Source organism: Pseudobdellovibrionaceae bacterium (genome assembly GCA_020635075.1).
In the GTDB taxonomy this organism is placed as follows: Bacteria; Bdellovibrionota; Bdellovibrionia; order Bdellovibrionales; family UBA1609; genus JADZEO01.
Genome location: JACKAM010000002.1, coordinates 565,467 through 578,431, shown reverse-complemented (window position 1 = coordinate 578,431; position 12,965 = coordinate 565,467). Strand labels below are relative to the sequence as shown.

14 protein-coding genes are annotated in these 12,965 nt (G+C 48.9%); 4 read left to right on the top strand and 10 right to left on the bottom strand.

What is annotated here, in order from left to right; translation table 11 throughout:
• Nucleotides 1-60 precede the first annotated feature (60 nt).
• A complete protein-coding gene (locus H6624_12400; protein ID MCB9085144.1) occupies nt 61-768 on the top strand; it encodes a DTW domain-containing protein in 708 nt (235 codons plus the stop codon).
• A gap of 393 nt (nt 769-1,161) precedes the next feature.
• On the top strand, nt 1,162-1,728 hold the full coding sequence (locus H6624_12395; GenBank protein MCB9085143.1) for a hypothetical protein: 567 nt from the start codon (nt 1,162-1,164) through the stop codon (nt 1,726-1,728).
• Here H6624_12395 and H6624_12390 read toward each other — a convergent pair whose 3' ends face one another.
• Genes H6624_12390 through H6624_12370 form a run of 5 tightly spaced genes read right to left on the bottom strand, consistent with a single transcriptional unit; the run spans nt 1,729 to nt 5,961 of the window.
• Nucleotides 1,729-2,247, bottom strand: coding sequence for a hypothetical protein (locus tag H6624_12390; GenBank protein MCB9085142.1), 519 nt, complete (start codon nt 2,245-2,247; stop codon nt 1,729-1,731). It abuts the gene before it with no gap.
• Nucleotides 2,248-2,268: 21 nt separating this feature from the next.
• Nucleotides 2,269-3,192, bottom strand: coding sequence for a hypothetical protein (locus tag H6624_12385; GenBank protein MCB9085141.1), 924 nt, complete (start codon nt 3,190-3,192; stop codon nt 2,269-2,271).
• A 15-nt stretch (nt 3,193-3,207) separates the two neighbouring features.
• Complete coding sequence (locus H6624_12380) at nt 3,208-4,728, bottom strand: caspase family protein (GenBank protein ID MCB9085140.1); 1,521 nt, start codon at nt 4,726-4,728, stop codon at nt 3,208-3,210.
• Complete coding sequence (locus tag H6624_12375) at nt 4,725-5,450, bottom strand: hypothetical protein (GenBank protein ID MCB9085139.1); 726 nt, start codon at nt 5,448-5,450, stop codon at nt 4,725-4,727. The genes H6624_12380 and H6624_12375 overlap by 4 nt, the downstream gene beginning before the upstream one ends.
• Nucleotides 5,440-5,961 (bottom strand): RNA polymerase sigma factor, encoded by a 522-nt coding sequence (locus H6624_12370; protein MCB9085138.1) that lies wholly within the window; start codon nt 5,959-5,961, stop codon nt 5,440-5,442. The genes H6624_12375 and H6624_12370 overlap by 11 nt, the downstream gene beginning before the upstream one ends.
• 500 nt (nt 5,962-6,461) lie before the next feature.
• Between H6624_12370 and H6624_12365 the strand changes: the two genes are divergently transcribed.
• Entirely contained in the window at nt 6,462-7,649 is a 1,188-nt protein-coding gene (locus H6624_12365) for a hypothetical protein (protein ID MCB9085137.1), read from the top strand.
• A gap of 84 nt (nt 7,650-7,733) precedes the next feature.
• Here H6624_12365 and H6624_12360 read toward each other — a convergent pair whose 3' ends face one another.
• Genes H6624_12360 through H6624_12350 form a run of 3 tightly spaced genes read right to left on the bottom strand, consistent with a single transcriptional unit; the run spans nt 7,734 to nt 9,300 of the window.
• Nucleotides 7,734-8,423, bottom strand: a complete 690-nt coding sequence (locus H6624_12360) for a periplasmic heavy metal sensor (protein ID MCB9085136.1) — start codon at nt 8,421-8,423, stop codon at nt 7,734-7,736.
• A gap of 17 nt (nt 8,424-8,440) precedes the next feature.
• Nucleotides 8,441-8,818 (bottom strand): hypothetical protein, encoded by a 378-nt coding sequence (locus tag H6624_12355; protein ID MCB9085135.1) that lies wholly within the window; start codon nt 8,816-8,818, stop codon nt 8,441-8,443.
• Complete coding sequence (locus H6624_12350; GenBank protein MCB9085134.1) at nt 8,815-9,300, bottom strand: RNA polymerase sigma factor; 486 nt, start codon at nt 9,298-9,300, stop codon at nt 8,815-8,817. The genes H6624_12355 and H6624_12350 overlap by 4 nt, the downstream gene beginning before the upstream one ends.
• 203 nt (nt 9,301-9,503) lie before the next feature.
• Between H6624_12350 and H6624_12345 the strand changes: the two genes are divergently transcribed.
• Nucleotides 9,504-9,902: a CoA-binding protein gene (locus tag H6624_12345; GenBank protein MCB9085133.1), complete on the top strand. Its 399-nt coding sequence runs from the start codon at nt 9,504-9,506 to the stop codon at nt 9,900-9,902.
• 9 nt (nt 9,903-9,911) lie between these two features.
• On the opposite strand, the gene H6624_12340 is transcribed toward H6624_12345, so the two are convergent.
• A complete protein-coding gene (locus H6624_12340) occupies nt 9,912-10,448 on the bottom strand; it encodes a hypothetical protein (GenBank protein MCB9085132.1) in 537 nt (178 codons plus the stop codon).
• Between the two features lie 206 nt (nt 10,449-10,654).
• Nucleotides 10,655-12,913 (bottom strand): thioredoxin domain-containing protein, encoded by a 2,259-nt coding sequence (locus tag H6624_12335; protein MCB9085131.1) that lies wholly within the window; start codon nt 12,911-12,913, stop codon nt 10,655-10,657.
• Between the last annotated feature and the right edge of the window lie 52 nt (nt 12,914-12,965).

The window sequence follows — 12,965 nt, the reverse complement described above, 5'->3', positions numbered from 1 at the left end:
AAGCAAGTATAGACCCTTTTTATGGGATGGGCTAGGGTTGAATCTGCTGGGAGATGGGGTTTGAATATTCAACAGTACAGAGCCAAAAAACTGGAGCAGGACCTCAGAGAAAGAGCTCGGTTTCGTCCCTCTTGTGGAGTTTGCTTTCAACCACAGTTGGCTTGTTATTGCTCCCAAATACTTGCCTTTGACCCTAAGATTAAATTCGTCATCCTGATCCATCCTGTGGAGGCGCGAAAGAGAATTGCGACAGGACGGCTCTCCCATCTTGTTTTGCAGGATTCCCATCTTTTTAGGGGTGAGAGCTTTGGCCACCATTTGGGAGTGAATAAGATCCTAGCAGACCAAAGCTTTTTCCCAGTCATACTCTACCCAAAGGGTTTATCATTGAACTTAAGTCAGTGTGACGATCAGGTGCTTAGTCACTTGGTTCCTCCTGAGAAAAAACTGGTCGTTTTTGTGATTGATGGCTCATGGGGAACAGCCAATAGAATGATTCGAGAAAGCGAAAACCTTTCTCAGCTACCGAGGATTTGTTTTACCCCAGAGAGAGAATCCCGCTTTCGCGTGCGAAAACAGCCTCGGCAGGGATATTTGTCCACGGTTGAGGCCATTCACCAGACAATTGAACTTCTTGGCGAATCGGTGGGCTTCCCGCTGCATAGGCGACAACACGATAATCTCATACAGGTTTTTGATCACTTGGTTGATCAGCAGTTGGCGCTTTCCTCCCAAAATGTGTCAGCGAGGCCGACTGATCACAAGTAATTCTGTCGAAGTTCTCGACGCCGTAACAATTCCAACATCAACATATACCCGAGATAGCGGTTTTTTTGATCTGACGATGGATCACCCGCGCATGTGACTTGCAATGAAACAAGTCAGGGTAAACAGGGATGTGCTGACTGGAGGTTGCTCATGAAGAGCTCAGGCAGGTCTGCCACACGGTTAACAATTCTAGCAAAAATAACCTGGACCATTTGATCATGAATTGATTTGGATTTTCGGGTCCTTGGCCCTCGCTGGCCTTAAGGACTCCTTCTCATAAACACTTCTTCTTCCTATGAAATGCCCCAAGCTCAGGCTAGAGTCTGGGGCATTTCACTATTATTCTCGGCTCAGGTCTTCCAATTCCAATTGAATATCCATAGAATATTAGGCATGAAATCCACGCCGGAGCCCAGGGAACGGGGCACCCAGGACGAGCGCTTCACTCGCATTGCCATTATCGGAAATGGTGGCGGAGGCAAAACCATCTTGGCGCGTAAAATTGCAATGAAGAGGCGACTCCCCATTACTCACGTGGATTCTATTCAATACCTGTCAGGATTCGAGCCTCGACCCGAGGAGGAAACCAGAGAAATTCTCAACAAAGTGGCGGATGAAAATAGATGGATTATTGACGGCTTCGGTCCCCTAGATGTCATTGAGAGACGCTTTGAGAGAGCGCAACTCATCATTTTTATTAATTTTCCGATATGGCGTCATTATTGGTGGGCAGCCAAGAGGCAAGCTAAGTCCTTTTGGCAGCCGCGATCGGAATTGCCTCAGGGGTGTCGCGAGGCCAGTATCGGTCATACCATTAGGCTGTTTAAGATCCTATCCAAAGTGGATGAGCACATTGTGCCCGTGCTTAAGAAGATATTGTCCCGCAAGGATCTGCGGGACAAGGTCATTGAAATCCACAATCCGGATGAGTGGAAGCTCATCTTTGAGGACCAGTTTTAATTACTTCCTTGGTCCTTTACCTCTTCTTTCCGTCCGCGCGGCTCTTCGTGCCTCACGCTTTTCGGCCCTGGCTTGACGTCGTTCTCTCTTGCGCTCTTGCTTGGCCTCGTGGCGGTTCGACTTCACCTCTTTGCGCAATGCAGACACCGAATGTCCGATGGTGCTCGGATGAACGCCAATTTCTTTGGCGATCTTTCCCCAACCCATTTTATCTTCGGTTCTCATCTTAGCAACTTCGTCCAAGCTCTTTCCTGATTCCTTAGCTAGACCAGCGACAATAGCAATTTGGTTTCCTTTAAGACCCTGATCCTGAAGACTTTTGTATTGCTCCTCCGAGATTTCATATTTGGCCATGACAGCTTCGCGCCAGTGTTCACCTTTTGAGGCTTCTTCTGTGGCCGTCTCAGCGGCCTCGATCTCGGTTGTATCGTCAGCCTGCGCGATCGTGTCATTTAGAGACAGAGCAAGAACTCCCACGAATAGTGCCGTCCCTAAGTGATCAAAAATACGATAGAACATAGCAGCCCCTTGGTTGGTTTATTAGTAAGACGAAGTCATGAGGACAAACATCTCTAGAGATGAATAATCCTCAATGCCGCTTTTAGAGATCTGACTTAAGGCCCTAAAACCGCAGGAGATTTTCCACTGATCGAAAAGTTGCCGAAATCCAGCTAACGAGAACTCGCGGTAGCTGTGACTTTCGTTGGTTTCGACAGTACTAAAGGTGACCTGGCCGCGTCCTCGTGACACGGCTGTCGACTGAGCGATGGTGCGCGAAGTGAATCTGGTCGAGCGGATGAGATACTCACCCTCAATACTCCACGGACCCCGGGTTTGGAACTCCGCACGAAAGGAGAGGGTGAGGAACAGCTTAGAATACTCGCTGAGGCTTGAATTGGTATAGCCAAAATCGCCGCTCGGGATCAGTTTCCATCGCTGAGGGGAGAAGAGAACCTCTCCGTAAACAGACAGAGTGTGATCTTTACGGCCGTCGAAGTTACTATAAGACTTAAATTGATAAGCAGGGCCCAAGGCCGCTTCCGCGGTTCCAAGTTGATGGAAGAACTCGGCACCAATGTCGAGACCAACCTGGTCGAAATTAGACTCAGTGTTTCCTGGAGCCCCTTGAAGATAATGGGTGCCAAAAATTCCAGACCATAGTGTCCAATCAGAATTGTCAGTACTCTGAGGTCTGGAGAAGGAACCTCTCCAGGAAAAGGCATCGTTTTGGGACTCAGAAATGTACTTGTCCAATTGGCCGCGGAGCCCAAATTCGCCGAGGGAAAACCGTCCATTCGATGATTGCCTTGCAGATAGAATCCAATCTGAGTCCTCACTTCCATTTTCATAATTGGCGTTGGATGTAAAACGGACTTGCCCTTCGCTTTTGTGCGCGAACTCGGCAAAGGTCTTCAGCGGAAGTGCCAATCCGAGAGTCAAAATCAACCACCACAGTAGCCGCAAATAACTGTCCTCAAGCTAATAGGATATTGAGAATTCCAGGGTCGATACGTCTTCCGATTTTTTGGAGTCTTTAAATGTCGCTGTTTCAAATCCCAAATGCACGCCAAATTTCAAAGGAAAGGTTTGGGGATAAAACCTAGTGCCGAGAGTGAAATGAGTGAGGCCTGCGCTTTCGATATCGGTTTTTGATTCAAGGCCTCCAACTCTTAGGCCAAATATCCAATCATTATTCCAGCTGTCAATCCCTCGGTAGTCAGCCTCAAATCCCATTGTAAAGCGCTCAAAGGAAACCTTTGCCGGAGTGTTCTTGATGTCGTGAGTTTGGCTACCGGCATTAATGGCAAAACGCCAACCCCCACCGAGGAAGGAACCCGCAGGGGTGAGCATAAAGATCTCGGAACTACCGCCGCCTTCAAGTCCCTCGACAAACCCGGGGTGACTGCCAAGCTTGATGCCGAAGAGAAACTCGTCCATACGCTCTTTCTTCTCGATGCCCTTGGATTGAACCTTGTCCTGGGTACGGTTGCTCCAGACAAGATCGTTGTTGCGCAAGGGAATCTCTTCATCCGAAAGAAGTTCCACTCGACCCGTGCCAACCCGTGAGGGTTCGTTGACCGTCACATCGTAGGTGCCATAGGGAAGACTTATCGAGCGGTCTTCACCTTTGGCCTTAAAGAACTTAAAGAAAGTCACCCCATTGGCGGCCGCAAGAGTGAGTTCCCCATGAAGTCCTTTGGGGAGCTGAATTCGTCCGTTGATGCGAGCCGGGAAGGAAACAACAAGTGCGCCCTGTCCCGTGAGCTTGGAATCAAATTCCGGATGTTGAACCGGGCCGCCAGAGACCATGTTTTGGTACTTGGTCTGCGAATAGACGTACTGATAGAGCTCATCAATGGTGACCAGACCGTCTTCATTGCCGTCGGCCTGCCCATAGATGCCGGAGACCAGATGATAGGTAAAAATACTTCCCTTTAGGTTCTCCGATTCGTAGGAAAATTCTCCGCCGGAACTGGAAGTCAAAACCACAGAACCTGTTGGTTCATCCACATCATAGTGGACGAGATCAATTGGTTGAGATTTCTTGACCCCTTTTGTTTTCAAGGCTCCCGAAAAACAACTGTCTAAAATAACAACCTTCACCTTTGAGGTGATGGTCTGGAGCATATCGTGAAATCGGTTTTTGTCGATGAGACCGTCTTTTAGATGGAGACCCTGCTCATCCGAATGACCGGAAAAGTAAAACAGGAATTTTCGCTTCCCTTGTTTGGACATCTTCCGCACGTAAGAATTGAATTCAGCAATGCTGGGATTCTTAAGGCGGTGAATGGAGCCTGGGGGGGTGCGGCCCGCCTTTCTCATGGCTCGGGCTACGCGGTCCGCGTCGAGCTCAGCATAATTGAGAGGTACTTCAGTCTTTAAATAGGATGTTTCGGCACTGACAATCAGGGCATGAAAGGCCATATTGTCTTTGCCGCCGGCCTGGTGAGCAAGACCAACGAGGAGAAAAATAGAGGCAAGGCATTTTAAAAGTTTCATTTTGCCAACCTCCTTAGGCGATAGCCAACATACATACAGTTGCTGGCTTCAATTTGTCCCTTTGAAATCAACTGGGAAACAAATTCCTGGTTGAAAACCGTATTTAGTTTTTGGGAACTCTTGCCACCTTGATGTTCCTCTTTTGGACAGACGATGACAATCAAATGTTCGCCTTGGTTAGGCGCGACGAGGGTAAAGCTTGAGGAAAAGTTTTTAGATTCTCCGGGTTCAAGATTAATGCGACTCGTGCGGATGTCGTCCGGATCACTGATGACATTGAATTCGCTGTCAGAAATGGCCCAGTAGGCAACGGCTTCGCTCGCACTGAGAACCGAGGAGCCGACTCGATCTCCGTCCTTAAGTTCTGTCTCAGAATTAAAGGGTGAGACCCTCCCGTCGCGTTCCCAGAAGACCGAAACCCTGATGGCACCTTTTGCAGTTAGGTGATCTTTGGGTTGTTTCAATACTAAAACAGTAAATACAAGTGAAAAGGCGACCGCAATAGAGACACTCAGCGATTTAGGCGAGAGCATCCACTGTAGCCACCGGAACGAAGAGGGCTCAGGCGCCGGTAAGCGCAGAGGAGGAAGCTCTAGCTCTTCGATGCGGCCCAACTCAGCCATTTGTTGATCGGTCAGCGGGACGTTGGCATCCTCTATTTTCAAAATGCGAAGATGGTCGCGATAAAGGGAGCGGCGCTCTTGTTTTGTTTTATCCGGCATGGCGGCGCTCCTGAATTTTGGATATCTTTTTGGCTAATTTGTCCTGGATTCGGTTGACGGTCCGTCGGGAGATGCCCATCACTTCGGCCACTTCATCCTGACTCATTCCCTCAACCGAGCGATAAACAAATAGCTCAGCTTCTTTCTCATTGAGTGTATCAAGAATTTCTTTCCAGGTTTTCTTTAGGTCCGTCTTTTGCTCAAGGTCGAGACCGATGGACTCGGCTGTTTGTTCCGCCTCAAGCTCCAGAGTTTGGTTTCCTTTGCTGCGCAGATGGTCAATCGCCGAATTGGTGCAGCAGCGGTAGACCCAGGCGTAGGCTTGGCGCAGGGATTCAAACACTGGCTTTTTCTGCCAGAGCTTCACAAAAGTTTCTTGCACAATTTCTTCGGCCACATTTCGCTGTCCAACCAAGTACAAAGTCTTGCTTAGTGCAGGGCGACCTAGTCTTTGATAAAGCATAGACACAGTTCCTTCGTCTCTGCAGTCAATCTTTTCATCACCAGTCATTAAAGGACCTGCCCCCGCTGATTGATTCCCCGTAACAGCGCCTGAAAGCGACGTAAATTCACCTGCTAAATCGTTATATCTCGCACCGTAAGCGACTTCTGAGGCGCGTGCTCGCCATCGGCGAACTCCACTTATCACTTGGATAGGCGTCGTCCGCCTCCGGCTGCGCTGGCGTCGCAGCAGTCACTTTCAGCGCGTTTATCAGGCAAATTTACGTCACTTTCAGGCTCATCGGCATTTCACACAAAACATGAATCAACGTGAGCACAACGAGTCCGCCTGATAATCAATAAACGGGCGGCAGGGCGGCGTTGTGCCAGTTTTTTTTGCCGACTTTTCGGTTAGGCAAAAAGAGCTGTAAAAACAAGTATTTATAAATTTTGACAGAATTCCTGGCACACAAATCTGGACCAAGACGTTTAGTAAGTGTTCGCAGGCTGTACGTATGTTCGCAATCACTTGGAAATTGGATGAGGAAATACACGAACGGAGGCCTAATCATGGGACTATTTAATAAAAACAACTGGCTAATAATCGGACTTGCCGGAGCACTTCTTATGGCTTCAGGCTGTGGGGATCAACCCAAGCAGGATGAAGAGTACGCCAAACAGGACGCAGCACTTGCGGCTCTGGCAGGCAATCTCAAAGCCATTGATGATGAGTTTGTACCCGAGTCAATTAGCGATGAAACTCCTGAAGTTCTGGCTAAGCCAGGTGGAGTTCTGAGTAAGGCTCAGGAGGATGACATCTGTGGTGATTTGGATTTCATGGAGTGTCAGCCGAGGTTGTTGCGCTTTTATGTGCGCACGGCACGATTGATGTTTGGATTTAGCCATTTGATTGTTCGCGATGTGGCCCGTGGTCTTGGGCAGGTCCCAGATGGTTCAACTGGTACTATGCACATTGAAAAAGACGACGTGACGGTTCAGTACCGCAAGACCTCATTTCTTAATTTTGAACTTCTTTTAAAACAGGCCAACCGTCCTGTGGGTTATATCAAGGTTGAGGAAGGTCACTATGAGTTGCGATTCGATATCGCCATTCTGGAAGCCGATAACCCTCAGTCTAAAGGTGGAAAGATTGCTGTTAATGTGACGTTCACAAACAGTAACAGCTGGCAGACTGAGATTCAGATCTCGGACACCTTGTGTGACCCTGCAGATGCTGACGATCCCGAAGCAGCCTATCTCCGCGTCGGTCGAGATAACGGCTTGTGGAAGGGCGTGACCATGTTCTACAACGGTGCTGCGGCCAGTTTTGAAGATCCAGTCACCTGCGAAACTCCTCGCAACGACCAAAATGGTTTGGTAATTTACACGGACTTTGTGGCTAACAGAAGGGCTGCTAAGGCAGCGATGTACTTTATGCGTCGAGCTGAATCAAGCACAGAGAACATTGCCGATTTCGGATTGAATGGCTTTTGTGTGAACTATCCGGATCTTTGTCAGTCCCTCGGCGTAGCTCTTGGATTGCCAGTGGATACAGCCGGCCAGCAAATTGCGGCCCATCTGGGCCAGTTCGGTAATCCCTACTGCGCCCAGCGGGGATCGCGTGACATTACTTGGAATGATGACTGCTCGGCAGTTTCCAATGAGGTCTCTGCAGCTCCATTGCAGGACGGTTCAGACTGGATGGCGCCAGTGGATTTCTATCAAATGTCGGTTCCAATTCCCGAGACAATCTATTAACACCTAAAACACTAAATGACCCAGTGCTAAGGGGTCCTCAGCTGAGGACCCCTTTTTTTATATGGTTTCCGATGTCAAATGCTCTTAGTCCTCATCCCCATCATCGTGATCCTCTCCGGGAGGAGGACCCTCATGGTCACCCGGTCCGCCGGGTCCCATTGGGCCGCCTCGGCGCATACGCCGCTGCTCTTGCTTAAGGTCCCTGAGCTTTTCAATTTGTTCCCCATTGAGAATATTTTTGACTTCGATGAGCATCCCAAGGTGTTTTGCCTTGAGCTTGCCCTCTGCACTAAGGATTCGTTGAATCTGGCTGTCAGCTGCTTTGGCGTCAACCTTGTCCTTTGAGACAAGTTCATCCAGTTTTTGCTCCTCTGACTTTAAGTTCCAGTTGAGTTGCACCACTTCGCCCTGAAAAGTCGACATAATTTTGATGATCTTCTTTTGTTGGTCATCCGAAAGTCCGAGTTCCTTTTGTTGCCTCATCACCAACTCTGGCGGAAACAAATGGCCGCGCATCCCTCGCGGGCCACGACGGCCTCGCTTCATTCCTTTTTGTCCGCGAAAGCCCCTGCGGTTTTCAAATTTGCCGTGCCGACGGTGGTTTCGTCCGTAGTCCCCCAATTCTCCCTGGGGTCCGGGAAAGCCCATTTGAAATCCCTCCGGAGGGGGGCCTTCAACATTGAGGGGGAGATCAGGTCGGATATCATCATCGGCGTAAGACGAAACGGAAATCGTCATTGTCATTAAGATAGCGGCTAAAATCACGTATTTCATAATTCCCTCCATATTCATCACATACTTCCGTCAAACTGGGGCACCGAATTGAGTTGTTCATTGGTTGGTAGATCTTCAATCAAAAAGTCAGTTGGGCCGTCCCAGTTGGTCTGGCGAAAAAACACCTGGGCTTGATTCATCTCATTTTGTCTCTGGTTCCATCGGTCCATTACCGTGGGGCAGCCGACATAAAGTATGGCCACTGCAACCGCCGCAGCCGGCACCCATTTCCAGGCAAAGGGTCTGGGCAAAACCTGTCCTATATCCGTGCCTTTGGAGTTGTCCTTGAGTTCGTCAAAGGAAGGATCCTGTTGCCGACCGTAATGGGTTTCAAGGGCGTCACTAATGAGTTGGTCGAGAGAATCTTTCTCTGGTTTTTTCTTGTCAGAACTCATACCAATTCCCCCTTTAATAACTGTCGTAACTTCTCTTTGGCTCTGTGGTAGTGTGTGCGCGCTGAACCAAGAGAGACATCCATCACTCGGGCCGCCTCTGCAACTGTTAGATCATGGTAAGTCACTAGTTCTATGATTTGCTTCTGGCGATCTGGCAAGGATTGAAGAGCGGCGAGAACCCGCTTCCGTTGGTCAAGGGACTCGGGGGAAAAGAAGTCCCTATTTTCCTCCGAACTGTCCGTGCTCAAAGACGGGTTCTCGCGAAAAAGCCGCTTCCAAATGTTCCGGCGATGCTCATGGGTAGTTCTCTTGATTACCGCGAACAGCCAGGTTTTTAGACTTGCCTCTGGTGAAGCCACATAGCGAGCTTGCCCTTCATAGATTTTTAAATAGACCTTCTGCATGATTTCTTTCGCATCCTCATGGTCACCCTGGGTCAAACTAAGGGCCCAGTGAAAGGCCTTGCTGTGAAATGATCTCAACTCGGCCTCTGATATCTCTGAATTGTTTGTCAGAGGCGGATCACTCCCCATCATCAACTCCATGTGCCTTAATGGTCCGGCGAAGGATTTTATATGACAAGAGTATGGATTTTTTTGGAGGTAGGTTCAAATCCTAATATTTTCGTAAACTTAATGGCCACGGCTCTTGCCAAATGAAGCAATCGGGAGTTAACTGGGTCATTATGGAAGACAGTAAAATCAAAGAAATTCTGCAAAAGTATAATCGCGTGACCGTCGTTGGGATTAGCTCCAACACATCCAGGGCAAGTTTTGTGGTTAGTAAGGTTTTGGTGGATCGAGGCTATCAAGTGGATGGTGTGAACCCGAAGGAGACCAACATCCTCGGTTGCCCTATCTATCCAAACCTTCGGGATGTTCCTCAGCCTCTTGAGATCGTCGATGTATTTCGTGCTCCTGAACATGTTCCAGCTTTGATTGATGAGTTGATTCCTCTAAAGCCAAAAGTGATTTGGCTGCAGGAAGGGGTGACTCATCCGGAATCTGAAGAGAAGGCAAGGAAAGCTGGTATTGAGGTTGTTTCAGACCTTTGTATCAAAAAAGAAATCTACCGCCTGCTGTAATTAGCCTTGTCACTGACTAACGAGGTCTATCTTATTCCATGGGGAACAGGCCTGAACAACCTGGTTTCCGGGGAAGACCTTGCACTTAAACTGCTCTAGGGCAAATTCTCCCAATATAATGTCGTAGCTGCCATTGGGATTGCGATAAAAGCGGTGGATTTTCCCTTTGTTCAGGTCCTCAATTCCAACCAAATCTCCTAAGCTAGTACAGATGGGTCTTTCCGATAAATCCATCAACGAGTCGTGGGAATTGGTGCAAATGTATCCTATCCGACCATGAGTGTAGTAGTAATCGACCGTAGTTTTATTGATCGATAGGATCTTAAAGTTCCTTGGAATATGCCCATTTGCTTTGTAAGCCTTTTTGGCCAAAGCTAGAGCAAGCTTTGTCTTATATGCTTTGGGATTAAACTGGGAATGTTGATTGGCAGGCCGCCTAATGGTGCGCTTAGCCTCTGCAACAGGTGCAACCTGCAATACAATGCTAAGGCCAACGGCCCATACAATCATGACCCCAGGTCTCCCATAAGTTACCTTCGTAACCATGTGACCTATCCTCCTAAGACACCCACTTATACAAGTAAGCAAGCCAAGGGCCACTCAGCACATCCTTGTTTTGAGAAGAGAGGTTGGGAGCCAAGTTGTGACGAAAATGGGACTTCGGGTGATCAGGGGTACGACACTGGCACGTCTGTTTGTGAGAAGCCAAGTGTCTCAAAATGAGACACTTGGCTAGTGCCTGTGCAGGTCCGCTATTCGGTCTTAAGTTGATTTCCAAGGGCGACGGCATCGCTGGTGGGCAGGCGGCAGGAGCCCTCTATGCAGAAATAAGCCGTGGATTTGCTATTGAGGCAGCTTTTTCCCTTTAGGGCTGGAATGATCTTGCTAAGCTCCTCAATCTGATTCTCTTGCACCTGGATGAGAGTCGCCTGTGGGGAATAAGATGAGCGCCATACATCTAGAAGCTCTTTGTAGCCCTTGGGATCCTGTCCAGATTTAAGCAAAATGACCAGAGGTCCTTTTGCCAGATAAAAATCAAGAGCAATGAGCATTTCAGACAAGATCATTGGCCGTGATTTAAGATTACCACTAAAGGATTTAAACAGACGTAGAGCCCTTTCGAGGTAAGTCGAATTGCCGGTGATCTGATAAAGTCGCAGCAAATTGAGGGCTGCGATTGAATTACCCGATGGTTCCGCCCCGTCATAGGCGGGCATCTCCCGGGCCAACAGATTCTCTTGGTTTTGGTCCATCATAAAAAAACCACCGGCGGAATCCTCAAATCGAAGAGCCAGTATGGTGTCGAGAGCCTGGGCCTGTTTGAGCCAGTCAATAGTTCCCGTTGATTCAAAAAGATCGAGGAGACCTGCTATGAAAAAGGCATAGTCGTCCAAAACGCCTAGGTGGCGCGCCTGTCCGTCCTTAAAGCTTCTCATTAGCTGATCATCTGTGATCATGTGGGAAATCAAAAATCCAGCCGCTTTTTCAGCGGTTTTTAGGTACTCGGGCTTACTCAATATCAGCCCCGCCTTGGCAAAGGCAGAAATCATCAATCCATTCCAGGAAACAAGAACCTTCTCATCTCGTATTGGAAGAGGTTTGGTCTGACGAAAACGATAGAGCTTTTTCCGCGCAGAGCAGAGTAGTTCCTCGGCACGATTCAAGTCGTGCCCTAGGGACAGGGCGGTTTCCTCCACAGACCTTTGGGTATTCAAGATGGATCGCCCTTCAAAGTTGCCACGCTCAGACACTAGGTAGTGGGTCTTCGCAAACTGAAGTTCGTCTGTCGTCAGGCCAGCTTCTTCCAGCTCATTCAGTGTCCAGGTAAAGTACCAGCCCTCTTCTCGGCGTCCTTGGGAGTCAAGACTGTCAGCATCCGTAGCCGAGAAGAACCCGCCTTCAACTGATGTCATATCCCGGGTGACGTATTCAAGAATGTCTTGAGCCACCCGCTTGAATTCCGGATCCCTAGTGGCCTGATAACCGTCTAGGTAAGACAGTGTCAGAAGGGCATTGTCATAAAGCATTTTTTCGAAATGAGGCACAAGCCAAAAGGGATCGGTAGAGTAGCGATGAAATCCTCCACCAACTTGATCGTAGATTCCTCCCTGTGCCATTTTGGTGAGCGTCTTGTTGGCGATCACCAAGGCCGTGGAATCATCAGATTGACTATAGTAACGATAGAGAAGGCGAGTGGAAAGGCTGCTCGGAAATTTAGGCGCACCTGACATTCCACCGTTTACGGGATCGTGGTTGTCTTTGTAGTAGGCCACTGTTTGGCGGATGGCTTCGGGGCCCGGTAAGGCATCACCGGCTTCAGGGCGCATCCCCTTGTTGAGTGCCTCGACGAGCTTTTCGCTCGACGTTGAAATCTGCTCCGCTTGCTCCTGAAAGGCTCTTTTGAGCATCTTCAGTAGAGATAGGAATCCCATATTGGCCCCGCGAAAGCCATCCAGGGGAGGGAAATAAGTGCCACCAAAAAACGGCTTTTTGTCCGGTGTCAGCCAAACATTCAACGGCCATCCCCCGCTGCCGGTCATGGCCTGAACAGCAGCCATGTAAACCGCATCAATGTCGGGACGCTCCTCACGGTCGAGCTTGATGGCAATAAAATTCTCATTGAGGTAGCGGGCAATTCCCTCATCTTCAAAAGACTCTTCTTCCATCACATGGCACCAGTGACAGGTGGAATAGCCAATGCTCACTAGGATAGGGAGATTAAGCTTTTCGGCGAGAGAGAATGCCTCTGGCCCCCAGGCAAACCAGTTTACAGGATTGTGAGCATGTTGAAGAAGGTAGGGGCTGGTCTCCAATATCAATCGGTTGGTGTACTTTGGCCTTCCGTCCGCCAACAAATGATGAGTGCGTGGCCGATAGTCAGGACCAAGATGGTGAAATCTCTGGGTGATGAGCTTAGTTAAATCGTCAGCAAAGGAATCTGCGCCAGGCAATGAGGTAATCTTCAGGTCATCCATACTGTTATAGATAAGTCGATAGGGGGATATTGGCAACAAATCCCCTGCTATGCCCTTGCGTATAAGGAAACACACTCAATGGCTGATG